Origin of the sequence: Pseudomonas sp. COW5 (genome assembly GCF_026240005.1) — a bacterium.
GTDB lineage: Bacteria > Pseudomonadota > Gammaproteobacteria > Pseudomonadales > Pseudomonadaceae > Aquipseudomonas > Aquipseudomonas kribbensis.
In genome coordinates, this window is the sequence record NZ_JAPHVP010000001.1 from 3,510,305 (window position 1) to 3,526,877 (window position 16,573).

General features: G+C 59.3%; 18 protein-coding genes. 6 read left to right on the forward strand and 12 right to left on the reverse strand.

The genetic code is table 11. The features are described 5' to 3' along the window. Positions 1-60 precede the first annotated feature (60 nt). Positions 61-552 (forward strand): RidA family protein, encoded by a 492-nt coding sequence (locus OQ248_RS16085; RefSeq protein ID WP_085709372.1) that lies wholly within the window; start codon positions 61-63, stop codon positions 550-552. A 69-nt stretch (positions 553-621) separates the two neighbouring features. Here OQ248_RS16085 and OQ248_RS16090 read toward each other — a convergent pair whose 3' ends face one another. The 3 genes from OQ248_RS16090 to OQ248_RS16100 form a co-directional block, all read right to left on the reverse strand. Continuing rightward, positions 622-1,326 carry a hypothetical protein gene (locus tag OQ248_RS16090; protein WP_085709373.1) on the reverse strand — a complete coding sequence of 235 codons (705 nt, stop codon included), beginning with the start codon at positions 1,324-1,326 and terminating at the stop codon, positions 622-624. 119 nt (positions 1,327-1,445) lie between these two features. After that, positions 1,446-2,966 carry a HAMP domain-containing sensor histidine kinase gene (locus OQ248_RS16095; RefSeq protein WP_265813298.1) on the reverse strand — a complete coding sequence of 507 codons (1,521 nt, stop codon included), beginning with the start codon at positions 2,964-2,966 and terminating at the stop codon, positions 1,446-1,448. Beyond that, the gene (locus OQ248_RS16100; RefSeq protein WP_265813299.1) at positions 2,963-3,679 is read right to left on the reverse strand and encodes a response regulator transcription factor; all 717 of its coding nucleotides are present in this window, start codon (positions 3,677-3,679) and stop codon (positions 2,963-2,965) included. The genes OQ248_RS16095 and OQ248_RS16100 overlap by 4 nt, the downstream gene beginning before the upstream one ends. A gap of 151 nt (positions 3,680-3,830) precedes the next feature. Between OQ248_RS16100 and msrB the strand changes: the two genes are divergently transcribed. Genes msrB through msrA form a run of 3 tightly spaced genes read left to right on the forward strand, consistent with a single transcriptional unit; the run spans position 3,831 to position 6,921 of the window. Further along, complete coding sequence (msrB, locus tag OQ248_RS16105) at positions 3,831-4,349, forward strand: peptide-methionine (R)-S-oxide reductase MsrB (protein ID WP_265813300.1); 519 nt, start codon at positions 3,831-3,833, stop codon at positions 4,347-4,349. A gap of 43 nt (positions 4,350-4,392) precedes the next feature. Next, positions 4,393-6,201, forward strand: a complete 1,809-nt coding sequence (locus OQ248_RS16110) for a cytochrome c biogenesis protein DipZ (protein ID WP_265813301.1) — start codon at positions 4,393-4,395, stop codon at positions 6,199-6,201. A gap of 15 nt (positions 6,202-6,216) precedes the next feature. After that, a complete protein-coding gene (gene msrA, locus OQ248_RS16115; protein WP_265813302.1) occupies positions 6,217-6,921 on the forward strand; it encodes a peptide-methionine (S)-S-oxide reductase MsrA in 705 nt (234 codons plus the stop codon). An 18-nt stretch (positions 6,922-6,939) separates the two neighbouring features. Here msrA and OQ248_RS16120 read toward each other — a convergent pair whose 3' ends face one another. Further along, the gene (locus OQ248_RS16120) at positions 6,940-7,455 is read right to left on the reverse strand and encodes a DUF6622 family protein (protein WP_265813303.1); all 516 of its coding nucleotides are present in this window, start codon (positions 7,453-7,455) and stop codon (positions 6,940-6,942) included. Positions 7,456-7,540: 85 nt separating this feature from the next. Next, the gene (locus OQ248_RS16125; RefSeq protein ID WP_265813304.1) at positions 7,541-8,446 is read right to left on the reverse strand and encodes a LysR family transcriptional regulator; all 906 of its coding nucleotides are present in this window, start codon (positions 8,444-8,446) and stop codon (positions 7,541-7,543) included. A 102-nt stretch (positions 8,447-8,548) separates the two neighbouring features. On the opposite strand from OQ248_RS16125, the gene OQ248_RS16130 reads away from it, so the two are divergent. Beyond that, entirely contained in the window at positions 8,549-9,736 is a 1,188-nt protein-coding gene (locus OQ248_RS16130) for an aspartate aminotransferase family protein (protein WP_265813305.1), read from the forward strand. Here the strand turns inward: OQ248_RS16130 and OQ248_RS16135 are convergent. The 5 genes from OQ248_RS16135 to OQ248_RS16155 form a co-directional block, all read right to left on the reverse strand. Further along, entirely contained in the window at positions 9,730-9,984 is a 255-nt protein-coding gene (locus tag OQ248_RS16135; protein WP_265813306.1) for a Txe/YoeB family addiction module toxin, read from the reverse strand. The genes OQ248_RS16130 and OQ248_RS16135 overlap by 7 nt on opposite strands. Beyond that, a complete protein-coding gene (locus OQ248_RS16140) occupies positions 9,981-10,235 on the reverse strand; it encodes a type II toxin-antitoxin system prevent-host-death family antitoxin (RefSeq protein WP_115079126.1) in 255 nt (84 codons plus the stop codon). Before OQ248_RS16140 ends, OQ248_RS16135 begins: the two co-directional genes overlap by 4 nt. Positions 10,236-10,434: 199 nt before the next feature. Further along, positions 10,435-12,354 carry an alkaline phosphatase D family protein gene (locus OQ248_RS16145; RefSeq protein WP_265813307.1) on the reverse strand — a complete coding sequence of 640 codons (1,920 nt, stop codon included), beginning with the start codon at positions 12,352-12,354 and terminating at the stop codon, positions 10,435-10,437. A 72-nt stretch (positions 12,355-12,426) separates the two neighbouring features. Then, positions 12,427-13,170 carry a hypothetical protein gene (locus OQ248_RS16150; RefSeq protein WP_265813308.1) on the reverse strand — a complete coding sequence of 248 codons (744 nt, stop codon included), beginning with the start codon at positions 13,168-13,170 and terminating at the stop codon, positions 12,427-12,429. A 117-nt stretch (positions 13,171-13,287) separates the two neighbouring features. Further along, positions 13,288-13,650, reverse strand: coding sequence for a hypothetical protein (locus tag OQ248_RS16155; protein ID WP_265813309.1), 363 nt, complete (start codon positions 13,648-13,650; stop codon positions 13,288-13,290). A 121-nt stretch (positions 13,651-13,771) separates the two neighbouring features. On the opposite strand from OQ248_RS16155, the gene OQ248_RS16160 reads away from it, so the two are divergent. Further along, the gene (locus OQ248_RS16160; protein WP_265813310.1) at positions 13,772-14,518 is read left to right on the forward strand and encodes a hypothetical protein; all 747 of its coding nucleotides are present in this window, start codon (positions 13,772-13,774) and stop codon (positions 14,516-14,518) included. A gap of 7 nt (positions 14,519-14,525) precedes the next feature. On the opposite strand, the gene OQ248_RS16165 is transcribed toward OQ248_RS16160, so the two are convergent. Beyond that, the gene (locus tag OQ248_RS16165; protein ID WP_265813311.1) at positions 14,526-14,855 is read right to left on the reverse strand and encodes a hypothetical protein; all 330 of its coding nucleotides are present in this window, start codon (positions 14,853-14,855) and stop codon (positions 14,526-14,528) included. A 261-nt stretch (positions 14,856-15,116) separates the two neighbouring features. Beyond that, positions 15,117-16,442, reverse strand: a complete 1,326-nt coding sequence (locus tag OQ248_RS16170) for a hypothetical protein (RefSeq protein WP_265813312.1) — start codon at positions 16,440-16,442, stop codon at positions 15,117-15,119. Between the last annotated feature and the right edge of the window lie 131 nt (positions 16,443-16,573).

Below are 16,573 nucleotides of genomic sequence, written 5' to 3' on the forward strand. Positions count from 1 at the left end.
CTCGGCGCTCGACTGTCGTAACCTGCAATTCTTCACGCATCGATCAAGAGGCTGGGCGAAATGACTGAGAGGATGACCTGCGACGAACGCTTCATTGCCCTGGCAAAAGAGCTGAATTACGACATCAATGGCGAGAACACGGTGGGCGGCAATTACGCGCCGCTGGTGCGCCATCACGATGAGCTGTACATCAGTGGCATGGTGCCGCGCACCGAGGGCAAGATCCAGTATCCCGGCCGGGTCGGTCTGGAGCTGACGCTCAAGGATGCGCAAGCCGCCGCGAGCATCAGCGCCATGCGTTGCCTGGCGTTCATCGTCGATGCGGTCGGTTCGCTGGACAAGGTCAGGGCGTTGTTGCGGGTCACGGTCTATGTGAAGTCGACACCGGACTTTGTCGACCTGAGTGAAGTGGCCAACGGCGCATCCGACGTTTTCAGTTATGTGCTGGGGGATGCCGGTCGCCATACCCGCACCACCGTCGGCGTCTATCAGTTGCCGAAAAACGCGGCCATCGAAGTCGACATGATCGCAGCGGTACATCCGTCGGCGTAATCGCTGAACGCCGAACAGCAAAAAGCCCCGCCTGAGATTCAGAGCGGGGCTTTTTCGTCAGCGCTGCGCTTACTGGGCGGCGATGCTGTAACCGTCGAACGCGGTTTGCTGTTGCAGGGCGGTGATGATGTTCTTGCGGTTGATCGCGTGTTCGGTGCCGGCGTTGTCGACGAAGGTCTCGCCTTCGATTTCTGCTTCTTCGCCTTCACCGACGAAGGTGAAACCGAGGAATTCCAGCGCCTCACGATCCACGCTCAGGCGCGAACGCGGCGTGCGCATTGGCAGGGTCACGCTGATGCCGTCCTTGCTGATGCTGAATACTTCGACGTCTTTCTTGGCGCGTGCGGCTTTGCTCTTGCCGCCGCTCGGGTTGCTGATCGCCTGATGGGTCTGGTTCAGCACCTTGAGGGCCAGGCCGTAGACGATTTCCTGGAACGCCGGATCGTCCTTGAAGCTGGACAGGATGCGGCTGATCGGGAACTTGCTGCTCAGGTCTTCGAGGGCTGCGATGTCGGCCGCCTCGGCGTCCTTCAGGCGCTTGAGCTGGCCCATCAGCTCGTAGGCCTGATCGTCATCGAAGCGATCATGGGCCTGACGGATCGCGGCACGCAGCTCGCGGATCTGCTCACTCTCGCGGGTCGACTGGAACGCGTCGAGCACCATCTCGCTGATGATCTTCGCTTGTGGAATGTGTTGTGAAAGATTGATGGAGTTTTCGTATTCCGCTTTGGACGACAGGGTGACTACGGATTCAGCGGTGTTGAAATCGGACATTGAAATTTCACTACTTTTTAACTTGGGATAAGACGAGAAAGCATGGGGGGCTTTTTCAGGCCGACTAATTTAGGGGAGCGGGGCAGTGTTGTCACGGAGCAACGGCCCGATGGAGTTGATTATTTGCCAGGCGTATTCAGGTTCATCGAACGGACGATCCATTGTTCGGCGTTCTGTTGATCCACCGGCAGCGAGAAGCGAAAGGTCGCGCCCCGTCCTGCGACATCGAGCAACTGGATCTCGCGCCCGTGCAACTGCAGGATCCGGTGCACGATCCGCAGGCCCAGTCCGCCGTCGCGTCGCGCGCCGCCGATATTGAACGGACGCAGGAACAAGCCCTCACGCAACTCGGCGGCGATGCCGGGGCCGGTGTCGCTGACGGTGATTTCAACCAGTGCACCCCGGGGTTTCAGGCCGAGTTCGATTTCGCCCCCCGGCGGCGTATGGCGCAAGGCGTTATCGAACAGGTTGGTCAGCACCCGTTCGATCAGCCCGAGGTCAGCGCAGACGGTCGGCAGATTGGCACTGAAACTGGCCTTGAGTTCGACATTCCGGGCTTCGGCGCCGAGTTCGAATTTCTGGAAGATGTCCTGGACCAGATCGGTCAGGGAAAATTGCTCCAGCACAGGCTGCACGAAGCCATGTTCAAGGCGCACCAGCTCCAGCAGCGATTGCGCGAGTCCGCCGACCTTGCGGCTCTGATCCAGGGCGATCCCCAGATAGCGGCGGCGTTCCTCCGGAGACAGGGTGGCGTCCTTGAGTGACAGGGTTTCCAGGTAACCATGCAGCGAAGCCAGCGGTGTGCGCAGGTCATGGGAAATGTTCGCCACCAGTTCCCGGCGTTCCTGATCCTGACGGGTCAAAGAGCGCCACTGTTCACCGAGGCGGTTTTGCATTTGCCGGAACGCTGCGTCGAGTACGGCGATTTCGTCCGGGTCGGCAGACTTGTCCACAGGCGTCGGCGCGATTGGCAGCGATTGCGGTGCGCCGTCGATGTCGAATTGGCTCACGGTTTCGGTCAGCCGACGCAATGGCCGGGTGATCAGATTGAATGCCGTCAGACCGGCAATCAGGCACAGGAACGCCACCAGACCGATGGACAGCAACGCCGTATTCAACGCTGCACTGGTGGCGCCGCGTTCGGCGAAACGGTCGTGCGCTTCGCTGAGCAAGACCACGTAAAGGTAACCGGCCGGCTTGCCGTTGACCTGCAACGGCGCGGCGCTGAACACTTTGCGCCCGTCGACGCTGCGCGGGTCGTCGCCAAGGATCGGCAGCGGTTGATCATTGAGCAGTCGTCGAATCGGTTGCAGGTCGACAGTCTGCCGACGCAGGCGTCCTTCCGGCGCCGCGTTGCCAACGATCCGGCCTTCGGTGTCGAGCAGGTACACCTCGACACTCGGGTTGACCAGCATCAACTGGCTGAACAGTTCGCGCACCGCGCCGGGCACCAGGCCGTTGCTGTCCATCAGCACCGTGTCGTGGGCGATGTGCTGCGCCAGATCCCGGGACAGACCCTGCACCACCTCCAGCTCATGCATCTGGCTGGAGCGCACCTGCAACCACGCCGATGTGCCGCAGCACGCCAGCAGCAACACGGCGAACACCAGGGACAGGCGCTGCGTCAGGGTCAGTTTCATGGTTGTTCTGTACTCGTGCCGAATTTGTAGCCACGGCCCCACACCGTGAGGATGCGCACCGGTTGTGCCGGATCGGTCTCGATCTTCGCCCGCAGGCGATTGATGTGGGTGTTGACCGTGTGTTCGTAGCCTTCGTGGCTGTAGCCCCAGACCGCGTTGAGCAGATCCATGCGCGAGAACACCTTTCCCGGCTGGCGGGCGAAGAAGTACAGCAAATCGAATTCCCGTGGGGTGAGGTCCAGGCGCTGGCCGTTCAGGGCGACGTCACGGGTGATCGGGTCGATGGTCAGGCCGTCGAGGCTCAGGCTGCCGGCGTCCATCTTCAGGTTGCGGGCCATGGCGTCTACCCGGCGCAGCAGCGCTTTCACCCGGGCCACCAGCTCCAGCATCGAAAACGGTTTGGCGAGGTAATCGTCGGCGCCCAGTTCAAGGCCAAGGATGCGGTGCAGTTCGCTGGAGCGGGCGCTGGTGATGATGATCGGTGTATAGCGGGCCATGGCCCGGGCGCGGCGGCAGATTTCCAGGCCATCGACGCCGGGCAACATGAGGTCGAGGATCAGTGCATCCCAGTGACCTTGCTGCAGCAGGCGCATGCCTTCGTCGCCGTCAGCGCTGTGGACCACCTCGAATTGTTCGTCCCGCAGATGCAGGCAAATGAGGTCGGCGATGTGCAGGTCGTCCTCGACCACCAGGACGCGTTTGGTCTGTTCCATGAAGCTCAATCCTTCGGCGCAATGTGCGCATTGTGCGGGTTTTCCTCGGGGCGAGTTATCACGAATTGTTTAACTTCCCGTGAGGATTTGGCGATCAACCCAAGCCTAGGCTGTGTTCCACGACAGGCATCTGGAATTTTGGGAGACGGCCATGTTTTCACGGCGACAGATTCTCGCAACGGGCGGCGGGCTGGGGCTTGCAGCGTTACTGGCGGGTGTATTGCCAAAGTTATCCACGGGCTCTGCGCTGGTCGGCGAGGCGTTTGCCGACGAAGCGTTTGAAGTGACCCACAGCGACAGTGAATGGCATGCACTGCTGACAGACGAGCAATTCGACGTGCTGCGCAAGGAAGGCACCGAACGGGCCTACAGCAGTCCCCTGAACAACGAGCATCGGGCCGGCACCTTTGCCTGTGCCGGCTGCGATCTGGCGCTGTTTTCGTCGGACACCAAGTTCGACAGCCGCACCGGCTGGCCGAGTTTCTGGGCGCCGCTGGAGCACGCTGTGGCCACCCGCCAGGACCGGTCCTTCGGCATGACCCGGGAGGAAGTTCACTGCCGGCGTTGCGGCGGTCACCTCGGCCATGTGTTCGACGACGGACCCAAACCCACCGGTCTGCGGTACTGCATGAACGGTCTGGCCATGACCTTCAAACCCGTGGCGGTCTGAGTCATGGCCCGCCTGCAATCTTCACTCACTACAGGACGACACCATGTGGCTCTTGGTTCTCGCTTATCTCGGCGGTGTGCTGACGATCGTCAGCCCGTGCATCCTGCCGGTTCTGCCTTTTGTCTTCGCTCGCACCGGGCAGCCGTTTATCAAGAGTGGCTTGCCGCTGTTGGCCGGGATGGCACTGACCTTCGCCCTCGTCGCGACACTGGCGGCGGTGGGCGGCGGCTGGGTGGTGCAAGTCAATCAGTACGGTCGCTGGCTCGCGTTGCTGTTCGTTGCACTGTTCGGGCTGACCTTGCTGCTGCCGCGTCTGGCCGAGCGTCTGACCCGGCCGCTGGTGTCCGCCGGCAGTCGCCTGTCGGAGGCCGCCGGCCAGGACAATCGTCCGCGTCCCGGCGCGTCGTTTCTGATCGGTGTCGCCACCGGGCTGCTCTGGGCACCGTGCGCCGGGCCAATCCTCGGCTTGATTCTGACCGGTGCCGCGCTGCAAGGGGCAAGCATCGCCACTACGCTGTTGTTGCTCGCTTACGCGGCGGGCGCGGCTACGTCGCTGGCCGCGGCGCTGCTGCTGGGCGGTAAGGTTTTCGCGCTGATGAAGCGCTCGATCGGCAGCGGCGAGTGGATCCGCCGCGGGCTCGGCGCTGCGATGCTGGCCGGTGTGGCCGCCATTGCGCTGGGCCTCGACACCGGGATTCTGGCGCGGGTGTCGACGGCTTCCACCGGAGGTCTGGAGCAGGCACTGGTCGGCAAGCTCTCGGGCAAATCCCCTCAGGGCAACGGCACGATGTTGGCGCAGATTCCCGCAGCGGATGACGCGGCGAACGGCAGCATGATGGCTGCTGGCGGTGCGATGAAAATGGCCGCCAAGACACCAGGCTCGCTGCCGGTCGAAGGTCAGCTGCCGCCCCTCGATGGCGCGGTGCAATGGCTGAACTCCGCGCCTCTGGATGCACAGGCATTGAAGGGCAAAGTGGTGCTGGTGGATTTCTGGACCTACTCCTGCATCAACTGCCTGCGCACCTTGCCTTACGTCAAAGCCTGGGCCGAGAAGTACAAAGATCAGGGCCTGGTGGTGATCGGTGTGCATGCCCCGGAATTTGCCTTCGAACGTGATGTAGGCAACGTCACCAAAGCCATGAAGGAACTGGGCATCAACTACCCGGTAGCCATCGATAACGACTATAAGATCTGGCGCGCTTTCAACAATGAATACTGGCCGGCGCATTACTTTGCCGACGCCCAGGGGCGCATTCGTTACCACCACTTTGGCGAAGGGGACTACGCCGAATCGGAGCGGGTCATCCAGCAACTACTGCGTGAGGCCGGTGCGAAAACTGTTGCCAACGGTCTGATCAATGCCGATGCCCAGGGCGTGCAGCTGGCGCCGGACATGAATCAGGTGCTGTCGCCGGAAACCTACGTCGGCTACCAGCGTGCGGAACATTTCGTACCGGAAACCAGCCTTGTGCCTGACAAGGTGGCGGCTTACACGGCGCCGACCAACCTGGCTCTGAATGACTGGAGTCTCGGTGGCCAATGGGCAGTCGGTGCCGAGCGCGCCACCGCCAGCGCGCCGGCCAGCCGCATCGTCTATCGCTTCCACGCCCGTGACCTGCATCTGGTGCTGGGGCCGGGAACGGACGGCAAACCGGTGCGCTTCAGAGTGACCATCGACGGTCAGGCGCCGGGCGATGCCCACGGTGTCGACGTGGCGCCGGACGGCAGTGGTCGGGTCACCGAGCAGCGCTTGTATCAATTGGTGCGGCAAAACGATGGGGTTAAGGACCGAACCTTCAGCATCGAGTTTCTCGATCCGGGCGTGTCGGCCTACGCCTTTACCTTCGGCTGATCAGGAGTGCGTGACATGAAAACTCGAATTATCTGGCGTCGTCTGTTGTTGGGCGTCGCGGCGGCCGGAGTGATCGGACAGTGCTCGGCGTTTTCCTTCGGCGCCGAGGAAGGCGTGGCGATTCCTCCGCCAGCTCTTGATGAGAGCACCCAGGCGCACAGCGAGACGGCAGTCTTCGCCGGCGGCTGTTTCTGGGGTGTGCAGGGTGTTTTCCAGCATGTCAAAGGTGTGCAGAAAGCCGTCTCCGGATACGCCGGTGGCGCGGCCAACACGGCGGAATATGAACGGGTCAGCGAGGGCGACACAGGCCATGCCGAGTCGGTACAAGTCACTTTCGATCCGACCCAGGTCAGCTACGGCAGCCTGTTGCAGATCTACTTCTCGGTGGCCCACAACCCGACAGAACTCAACCGTCAGGGGCCGGACAGCGGCACCCAATATCGCTCGGCGCTGTTCCCGGTCAATGCCGATCAGCAACGGGTGGCCCAGGCCTATATCGCTCAACTCGATGCGACGCATGCCTACAGCAAACCCATCGTGACCAAACTGGAAAGCTACAACGGCTTCTATCCGGCGGAGGACTATCACCAGGACTTCCTCACTGAACATCCGACCTATCCGTACATCGTGATCAATGATCTGCCGAAAGTGGCGCAGTTGAAGCAGCTGTTCGCCAAGCGTTATCAGGAGAAACCGGTGCTGGTGAAAAACGGGTCGTGATCACCGGTTATGCAAGGGTTATTGTGCGGTCACTGGCGACTGTCGGGCGGCGAGGGCTCGCAGTGCCCAGTAGAGCTTCAGCGAGCGGGTGCTGATCAGGCCGCACATGAACCCCGATACCGTGGACTTGAGCAGCAGCATGTCGGGGGAAGCGGCCAGCTCCGGATTTACGGCATCCTGATAGCCGAAGTAATAGTTCGCGAAAAAGAACATCAGGAACATGATCAGGATTTTCACGGTGCCCGGCATGATCAACCCCGTCGCGGTATCGTCGAGTGCCACGCCCTTGCGGGAAAAAACCAGCCAGGCCGAGAGGCTGCCCAGCAACAGCGCGCCAAACCAACTGCCAAGGAACAGGACCGGGTCGATCGTCAAGTTCACGGAGTACAGCGACCACGCAAGAAACGCCGGCGGTGTGATGAGCATCGAAAGACGGCTTTCACGGCGGGGAGAAAAAGCCTTGATGCCGAAATAAACCACAAGCAGAAAAAACACGTAGGCCCGAATCGGGGTGTTTTGCAGAATCGTGAGCATCGCGCAGCATCCATGCTGGAAAAGAGGAAGTTGGATAATAGTCGGGGCCGCTGTAAGCGTCGGTTTTTTGTTGACCCCAGGCAGATCAAGTTTTCCCCCATGTCCGCATCGCAAACTCGACGAAACGCCGCAGCTTCGGCAGCCGATAACGATCCTGTGCATAAAGCAGATGCAAAGGACGGCTCGGTGGCTGGTAGTCGGGCATCACCGTCATCAGTCTGCCGTCGCGCAGATCCTGTTCCACCAAGGCATCGGGCAGCATCACGATGCCCATGCCGGTACGCGCCGCCTGGTGCAAGCCTGCCGAGGTGTTCATCAGCATCGGCCCGCTGACATCGACCATGATTTCACCGTCCGGGCCGCTCAGGCGCCAGCGCTTTTCCACTGATTGCCAGTCATCGCCGGCGGGGTAGGCGAACGACAGACAATCGTGCTGTTGCAGGTCTTCAGGTGTCAGGGGCATGCCGCGCCGGGCCACGTAATCCGGAGACGCGCACACGGTCAGGGTGTAGTCGATCAGGGGGCGGGCGATCAGGTTCGATTGCTCGAAATGGCCGAGTCGGAACGCCACATCGAGACCACTTTCCAGCAGATCCGGGCGACTGTTGGTCAGCACGACATCCATCCTGACCTGCGGGTATTGCAGGGAAAACTCGCTGAGCGCCGGAGCCAGGCGTTCGACACCGAAGGTCAGCGGCGCGGTGATGCGCAACAGGCCGCGAGGCTCATCCAGCGTCTGCTCGGCGAGCCGTTCGGAGTCTTGCACCAGCCCCAGCACCTCCAGACAGCGTTGGTAATACACCGTGCCGAATTCGGTCAGCCGCTGACGGCGGGTGGTGCGTTGCAGCAGTTGTACGCCGAGGCGCTGCTCCAGTGCCCTCAGGTGATTGCCGACCATGGTCGTGGACATTTCGCACTGCAGGGCGGCGGCCGTCATGCTGCCGGTTTCCACGACCTTGACGTAGACGCTCATCGACTGGAACAGATCCATTATCAAGCCCTGCTTATAAATGATTGAAGTTTTGCCGAGTTTATCCAGCTCTGGTGGCTAACCATACTGCAAACACACCGACCTTCACTGGAGTTTGAAGTCATGACCGCCGCCCTGATGAACACGTACCAACCGTTGGCCCTGAGTTTCACCAAAGGCCTGGGCACCCGTCTGTGGGATCAGGCCGGTCGCGAGTACCTCGATGCTGTCGCGGGTGTGGCGGTGACCAATGTCGGGCATTCGCATCCGCGGATTGTTTCGGCGATCAGCGAGCAGGCGGGATTGCTGTTGCACACCTCCAACCTCTACAGCATCGACTGGCAGCAGCAACTGGCGCTCAAACTGACGCAGTTGTCGGGGATGGAGCGGGCGTTCTTCAACAACTCCGGGGCCGAGGCCAACGAAACCGCGCTGAAACTGGCGCGCCTGCATGGCTGGCGCAAGGGGATCGAGCAGCCGCTGGTGGTGGTCATGGCCAACGCCTTTCATGGCCGCACCCTGGGCACCTTGTCAGCCAGCGATGGCCCGGCGGTGCGCCTGGGATTCAACGAGTTGCCGGGGGATTTCGTCAAAGTGCCATTTGGCGATCTCGAAGCTCTGGAGCTGGTGCAGCAGCAATACGGCGAGCGGATTGTGGCGATTCTGGTGGAGCCGATCCAGGGCGAAAGCGGCGTGCAAATGGCACCGCCGGGTTACCTGAAAGCCCTGCGCGAACAGTGCAATCGCCACGGGTGGCTACTGATGCTCGACGAGATCCAGACTGGTATCGGCCGTACCGGGCAGTGGTTTGCGTTTCAGCATGAAGGCATCGTCCCTGACGTCATGACCCTCGCCAAGGGCCTGGGTAACGGTGTACCGATTGGTGCCTGCCTGGCTCGAGGCCGGGCAGCGGAACTGTTTACGCCGGGCAGCCATGGCAGCACCTTCGGTGGTAATCCGCTGGCCTGCCGGGTGGGTTGCACCGTGCTGGACATCATCGAGGAACAGGGCCTGCTGGAGAATGCCCGGGTACAAGGCGAGCGCTTGCTCAACCGCCTGCGGGCGGAACTGGCGGACAACCCGAATGTGCTGGCGATTCGTGGGCTGGGGTTGATGATCGGTATCGAACTGAAACAGCCAATCCGCGACCTGACCCTGATTGCCGCGCGGGATCACGGGTTGCTGATCAACGTCACTCGCGGCAAGACGATACGGCTGCTGCCGCCGCTGACGATTGATGAGCGGGAGGTGGGGATGATTGTCAGAGGGGTGAGCCGTTCCCTGAGCCATGTCTCATCCCTCGGTCAGTAGTGAAGTCTGCATGTAATGACGCAGATTTCGCCGTCTACGATTGCATAGACCAAGCGATGCTCCGCAGTTATCCGCCGGGACCAGAAACCGCTCATGTTGTGCTTGAGCGGCTCCGGTTTGCCCAAGCCTTCAAAAGGTTGGCGCTGGATCGCTTTGATCAAAAGATTGATTCGTTTGAGACCTGCCTTATCGTTTTGCTGAAACCATAAGTAGTCTTCCCAGCCCGTTGGCGTGAACTGGATTTTCATTCTTCGATCAGTTGCCTGACTTGTGCTTTTCCAGCGCGCATTTCGCCAATCGATTTGATCAAGCGCTCGGCATTGGCCGGAGAGCGCAGCAGATAAGCCGTTTCTTCCAGCGCGTTGTATTCGGCCAGAGACATCATCACTACAGGCTCGCCTTTTTGGCGGGTTACCAGCAGTGGGGCGCAGTCTTCATTCACGCGATCCATGGTTTCAGCCAAGTGCGCACGAGCTGTGGTGTAGTTGATAGTGTCCATGTTGTAGTCCTCGCTTGATGCAAAGAACGTACAGAAATCAGTACAGAGTGACAAGGCGATACCTACCAGTGGTTGTGTCACAGACGGGTTGTCTGCGGCGTACTGAGTATCACCGAACTCTCATCGAGACGTTTCTGAGACTTCTGTAATCTGATTCCGACGAGACTGCCATCTCCCTCGCCCTCTACGTGAGATTTTTCTAATCAGGGGTGTCCGACAAATCCGGCGCCAGCATCCTAGTCTTCGGCGCGCCGTTCGAATTGTGCTGAATGATGTCCTGGGGTTGCCCTTGTTCATTGAAAAACACCTGACCAATCCCCGCCGAATTCCATAGCCGTTCACCTGCTTCAGCATGCTCGGGAACGTACGGCACGATACGCATGCGTCGGCGTTTGGTCAGCCAGTTCAGTGGCGAGCGGGGTGAGTAGAGCCATCGGTTCAGGCGATCGAACCACTCCAGCAGTGTGGGCGGGAATTCGTTTTTGATGCCGCTGCTGGTGATCTGCCAGATGCGCGGGCCGGCCTTGCGGTGTCGGATAAGTACTTCGTAAACGAAGGAGTAATGCACATCCCCCGACAGCACCACGTAGCTGCCGGGGGTACGGGTGTGTCGGAAAATATTCAGGATCACCTGGGCCGCGCCGCGATGGGCCATCCAGTTTTCCGCGTCCACCAACAGGGGATAACCGCACCAGCTGAAGACCTTCTGCACGGTTTCGATCAGCTTCACGCCGAAGATCGGTGCCGGCGAGACGATGATCGCCGACGGATGATCGAGCAATTCCTGTTGCAGTTCGCAAAGGGCTTCCCAATCCAGCAAACCGGAAGGTTGCTTGAGCGCCATCTCGCTGCGCCAGCGCCGGGTGCGGGTGTCGAGCACCACCAGTGCCGGGCTGGTCGGCAGCACGAAATGCCAGTGCTGAAAGCGCAGCAGTTCATCAATCAGATCGTCCTGCACCGACGCGTCGAGATAGCAGTCATCACCGCTGTCACTCAGTCGTCGGATTGTCTCCAATAACCCGCTGAATGCGTCCGGGTTGTTGCCCCAGCCCTGACACAACATATAAGCGATCAGCGCATTGCCGATGATGCGTCTGGAGAACGGATGACCATAGGCGGTTTCTTCCCACTGTGCGGACAGGTTCCAGTCATCGGTGATGTCGTGATCGTCGAAGATCATCAGGCTCGGCAAGTGCGCCAGCGCCCGGGCGACATTGCCCAGACCTGCCTTGAAGGTATCGATCCGGGTCTGTTCCAGTGCGTAGCGCTGGCGGCGTTCGGGCGTCAGGTTCGGGACTTGTGGATCGATCAGCGTCCATGGTGTTGGCGACCACACCAACAGGTACATGGCCATGACTTCAGCGAACGTCACCAAGTGATTGTCGGCGCTGCTGCTGGTGAAAATCGGCTTGCGCGCGCCACCGAAAAATCGCTCACGCAAAGTCTCGTTGCTCTCAAGTGCCGGTAACAAATCCGCACGGTGGTAATAACTGGCCGGGTGCTCATACAGCCTGGAACTGTCGCTGACCACCGCGCCTTCGAGTTGCTCACCAAGCAGGCCGAGTCGCTCGATCAAGGCATGAGTTGCCCGCAGCATCGGACCGGCGACGTCATCGGCGTAAATCTGATCGCCGCTCATCATCAGCAGGGCCGGGCGCTGCTGTGGCTCGCTTTCAGCCGCGAGCAGTTGATCGACACAGAGCAATCCGTCAGCCGCCGGGTGATGCGGTTTGCGGCACGAGCCGTGGAGCAGTTGATCGATCCGTGAGCGCACGACAAGGTTCGGGCACGTGGCTTTGCCGTACAGCAGATGCGGCGCCCAGTCGGCGACGGGATGTTGGCCATCGATCAGCAAGTCGTAATCGACCTGTGTGTCAAAAGGCAGGGGGCTGTCGAGCGTGACGTCTATCAGGTGAATGAATGCATGAATGCCTACAGGAATGACCGTGCATTTCCCGGCATCCAGTGGCATGTCTCCTATGCCTTGCAGGCGCAAGGCCAGCGACAGCTCGCGACTGCCAACCAGCCAAAGCACGATGCGTGTCGGTTCCAGCCGTCGCAAGAGCGGGCCGGCCAGTACTGGAGGCAACGGAGACAGGTCAGCAGACATTCGAGACATCGGAGGGCAAAACTCAGGTCGCACAGGCTGGCGATGATAGCTCAGCCCGTGCTTTCAACCCTTAAGCGAGGCTTAAGAGTCCGACTTTTGCAGCTTCAGCGCCAACAGGCGCCATTCGGCAGGCGTCGCGTCGACTCTTGGCTGTTCCTGCACGGAGCAGTCGAAACGGTAAGTGACGTCGTCGCCATTCATGTTTCGCGCAGTGACGGTGTTGCTGAAGGTGTAGACCTGATCCTTGAAGCGTTGCGGTGCGATGCTTTTGCTATCGGCAAAACGCGCGGAAGCAGGGAAGCGCAAGGTACTGGTCACGAACGGGCTGCACATGACATAGGCGAGCATCGACTTGTCAGCCTGCGCGTCGCTGCGCAGTTTTTTGCTCAGGGCTGTCAGGGCTTTGCGCCCCTGGTCGTCACTCTGGTCAATCACGGTTTGCACCGACAGGGTCTTCGGCGCACGACTGGCGTAGTTCGGCAGCAAGGCTGAGTCCGGCGGCGAAGGTTTGTCGTCTGGCTCGATAGCGGCAAACACCGGTGCGGCTTTCAGCGCAGATGGGCTTGCAACCGACTCGGCTTCCGGCAGCAACGAAGTTGGCTCGGCTTCCCGTGTCACAACGTTTTCAGTCTGCGCAGCTTCGTAGTGATGAGCCGACGGGAACAGTGAAAGCGTGATCGACAACACCACCATTGCCACAATAAAGCCGCCCGCCGCACCGACCAGATTGCCGTAAAACAGATGCCAGCTGCCGCGGTTTTTCACCACCCAGCGCCACATGAAACCCCAGGCCGCGACAAATGCCAGAAAACGCAGAAACTCCATTCGATCCTTTCCTTAAACCTGCAAAAACCGGAAATCAGCGTCGCCCCGACGATGAGCGCTGAAGATGGACGGCAAGATATCAAAATAGAAGCGTGATACCAGTGACGTAAGCGTTGTTCAGCGAAAGTTGAGTACGAAAAACATTAGCGTCGTGACGCCGGCAGTCAGTCCGCACAGGCCTGCGAGCAGGTGACGGGCCAGCGGTTGTTCGGGTTGGGGGCGGCGGAGCATCCACATCCAGACCCCCGCGAGCGCCCCGGCGGTTGTCATCACCTCCAGCAGGTCGCGGAGCAAGTTTGCGGAGGACGGGGGGACGGCTGAGGGGAAAAGGCCGGAACATACAATCGAGATGGCCAGCGCCACCAGGAAACCGCTGGCGGCGCCTGCCAGATTGGCCAGAAGCAGATTCCAGTTGCCACGCGTCTTCACGACCCAAACCCACATGGCGGCCCAGGCGAAGAAATAAAACAAGGCATACATGCGGTTCGTTCCTTGAATGCGATTTTTTGGAGTGAGGCGCTGTTGATGCGCTTGTCAGCAGTGGACGAGAAGATATCAAAATAGTAGCGTCGCGCCACTTCTCTCCTGTAATGGATTACCTATGTTTGCCGCCTTCAATGCCTCGCGTCTGTTCGCCGCGATCACACTCGTTTTCGCGGTAACCCCGGCGTTCGCAGCCTGGACAGAAGCTCCACAGGCCAGTTGGCAGTACTACAGCGCCAACTGTCAGCGAATGCAGGAAAAAATGGCTGACGTCCAGCGTGGTCGCACGACGGCCTTCGAGATTATGTTTGGCCTGGAGGATAACCTGCGAGTCCTCGATGAGCGCCGCCCGAACCTGACGCCCGAATATCTCTATTCCCGCGAATACGCCCAGTGCGACAGCACCATCGCGCAAGCCGAATCGATGATTGCCCAAGGCAAGGCCGATTATGCAGCCAGCACTCAGCGTGCCGTTCAGGAAGGCCGGATCGCTCACGAGAACTCCCCCGAGTATCAGCGCGCCCGCTCCCTGGGATTCAGCGATGTGGGCGAGCTCTCATTCCTGAAACTGCATGAAGACATGGATGGCGAAGCTCGCCTCAAGACCATGATGATCACCGTCGATGCAGTCTGCGGCCGGCACTTTCGCGCCACGCAGTATGTGAAACCGTATGTGATCTACACCGTCAGACCATCGGATGGCGGGTGCGGCGAGGAAAAACGCGTGGCGGTACTGGGAGGTCGGTCCGTGGAGAAGGGCGATTACATCGATGAACGCGGGACGTTCCAGTACGTGGGATGGAAGAAACTGGTTGGCGCGGATGGTTTTCCCACAGATATCCGTGTCGTGAAAGCGCTGCGCTGATGACGAATTACAGGATGTCCTTCAGGTAGCTTTTAAGGGCTAGGAGTGGTGCATCCATCTGCGCCACCGATCGTGCCTGGCCGAAGTCAACCGACAACCTGTTCAACTCACGCCCCAACGGTTTTTCGATACCGCCCAGGGCGTCCATCGCCAGGCCCAGGCATTCGTTCATCTTGAACTGAATGGTTTCGACATCATCCCGGCGTACCAGCAGCTCGAACACATCCCGCTGGTAATCGCCCATGACCAGATCATCGCGCAGGATCGGGCTCAGGCCTTCTTCCTCGTACGCGAGTTTCAGGGAGAAAAGGGCGACTGTTTCCAGTGACGTTTCCATGGGGTGAACCTGTGTGAGATCTCGCCGGATGGCCAGCGGCACTTTCCGGCAGGCGAAAAAAAAGGCCTTGCAAAGCAAGACCTTTTCTAATTTTGGTGCCCGAGGGAGACTGGAGCAGTCCATATAAATCGTGGTCTCTAGCCTCATTTTACTTCAAGGGATACACATAGGGATACATGCTTCTGGATGCTGGCAGGATGATTGGAATTGTGAGCCGCTAGTGATCCACTCACAAATCCAATCTTGTTGTCCGGCACGCAGTTAAACAGGGGGACGCTGACGCTGACGGATGCGTACTAGGTAGTCTGCGTGGTTTTCATTTAGCAACACGTCGAGCTCTGCATCCGGAATAGTTCCTGTGGTGCTGACCTGCTCAATGAAATTGCGGTACATAGTTGCGCCTAGTAAATCTGCCCCAGTTTCCCTAGGCATGCGTATCACCCTCTCGATATCTTCTCTCGTTAAGCTTGGAAAAATAGGTATCAACAATCGGTCGAATACATCATTGGTTGTATTCCAGCTGCCAGATGCCGATAGCAAATCCAATGCGCGATCTTTCGCAAGATCAGCCATGCCGTGTTCTTGGATTGCCGAGACCAACCGCTCAATACCGAAGCCCATAATTCGCGTCCGTGCAGCCTCACTCATAAGTGGGTGACGGCCTAACCCTGCCATCGCTGGGAGCACATCAGCTTCAGGGCCGACTCTCAGAAACTCGATCAACCGAAGCTGCGCAGCGTTATCAATTAGGCCAATCGTCTCGGGGGCGGCTGCAACGAGTCTTGCAACTGCAGGGAAGCCATTGTCGTCCGTTCTTCGAACGAGAGCGCTCATCTGCTGGGCAATTCTCGGTTCGGCCACTTGGCGATGAGTATCAAGAAGAGATGACAAAGCGGCGCCTACCTGCAGCTTCTCGTGCACTGGCCCACCGGCTGTAGCATATCCGAACACAAGCGCATCAATGAGCCCACGGATCAGTGCATCTGAGGGGTTCGCTAGAGGTGTTTGTCGTAATACGGTAGCAGCCTGAACTCGATCCTTCGGAAAATACTCTGAGGCAATTGTGGTAATGATTTCTGCGATGGCTGAGCGGCCTTGGACTGGAGGTTGTGACAATACGTGCTCAACTGCATTTCTAAGATGTAGCCTGGCGAGTTCCGCCGAGGGACGGTGGGGCACCCCAGCTCGCTGGAATGATGGATGTGCGCATTGATGACGATCTTCTCTCAGGCGCTCAAGGTCAGTCATTTGCTGATGATCGAAGAAGTCTAGGTCTTTCCGGCAAATTGCAAGAATTGTGCGCTCGAACTCAAGGGCATTCTTCACACCTTGGTCATTACCTTGGTTGATTTGGGTAACGTAGGTTTCGTACTGGGTATTGATGCGTAAGCCAATAGGGTCATTCGCAACTGCCAGCTCTCGGATCTTGTCTACGAGGTCGAATACCACTGCAATCCAGGTGTTAACTATGGAGGAGCGATAGGCACCCGCCCGATAGCATTGGATCGATTCGGAAATGTAGTCCCTAGAGCGTTCTGCTCTACATTTCAACGCCAGCGCATCTAAGTCAGCTAAGGAGTCTGTCATCAATTATTCCTATTCCGTTATGGCGTCAGGGACTGAGCCCATCCTGAGTAAGGCAGATGGTCGTTTTATCACATCAGTTTGCGGCCGTGCGAAGGAGTGCCCCGGGGACCCTGAGAGAAACTCTTCGTTAC

Coding starts and splice junctions, on each gene's coding strand:
- OQ248_RS16165 (WP_265813311.1), bottom strand. CDS start 14,855: ATGGAAACGTCACTGGAAACAGTCGCCCTTTTCTCCCTGAAACTCGCG.
- OQ248_RS16150 (WP_265813308.1), bottom strand. CDS start 13,170: ATGGAGTTTCTGCGTTTTCTGGCATTTGTCGCGGCCTGGGGTTTCATG.
- OQ248_RS16085 (WP_085709372.1), top strand. CDS start 61: ATGACTGAGAGGATGACCTGCGACGAACGCTTCATTGCCCTGGCAAAA.
- OQ248_RS16145 (WP_265813307.1), bottom strand. CDS start 12,354: ATGTCTCGAATGTCTGCTGACCTGTCTCCGTTGCCTCCAGTACTGGCC.
- OQ248_RS16100 (WP_265813299.1), bottom strand. CDS start 3,679: ATGGAACAGACCAAACGCGTCCTGGTGGTCGAGGACGACCTGCACATC.
- OQ248_RS16090 (WP_085709373.1), bottom strand. CDS start 1,326: ATGTCCGATTTCAACACCGCTGAATCCGTAGTCACCCTGTCGTCCAAA.
- OQ248_RS16135 (WP_265813306.1), bottom strand. CDS start 9,984: ATGAAAATCCAGTTCACGCCAACGGGCTGGGAAGACTACTTATGGTTT.
- OQ248_RS16155 (WP_265813309.1), bottom strand. CDS start 13,650: ATGTATGCCTTGTTTTATTTCTTCGCCTGGGCCGCCATGTGGGTTTGG.
- msrA (WP_265813302.1), top strand. CDS start 6,217: ATGAAAACTCGAATTATCTGGCGTCGTCTGTTGTTGGGCGTCGCGGCG.
- OQ248_RS16140 (WP_115079126.1), bottom strand. CDS start 10,235: ATGGACACTATCAACTACACCACAGCTCGTGCGCACTTGGCTGAAACC.
- OQ248_RS16120 (WP_265813303.1), bottom strand. CDS start 7,455: ATGCTCACGATTCTGCAAAACACCCCGATTCGGGCCTACGTGTTTTTT.
- OQ248_RS16125 (WP_265813304.1), bottom strand. CDS start 8,446: ATGGATCTGTTCCAGTCGATGAGCGTCTACGTCAAGGTCGTGGAAACC.
- OQ248_RS16110 (WP_265813301.1), top strand. CDS start 4,393: ATGTGGCTCTTGGTTCTCGCTTATCTCGGCGGTGTGCTGACGATCGTC.
- OQ248_RS16095 (WP_265813298.1), bottom strand. CDS start 2,966: ATGAAACTGACCCTGACGCAGCGCCTGTCCCTGGTGTTCGCCGTGTTG.
- OQ248_RS16170 (WP_265813312.1), bottom strand. CDS start 16,442: ATGACAGACTCCTTAGCTGACTTAGATGCGCTGGCGTTGAAATGTAGA.
- OQ248_RS16160 (WP_265813310.1), top strand. CDS start 13,772: ATGTTTGCCGCCTTCAATGCCTCGCGTCTGTTCGCCGCGATCACACTC.
- OQ248_RS16130 (WP_265813305.1), top strand. CDS start 8,549: ATGACCGCCGCCCTGATGAACACGTACCAACCGTTGGCCCTGAGTTTC.
- msrB (WP_265813300.1), top strand. CDS start 3,831: ATGTTTTCACGGCGACAGATTCTCGCAACGGGCGGCGGGCTGGGGCTT.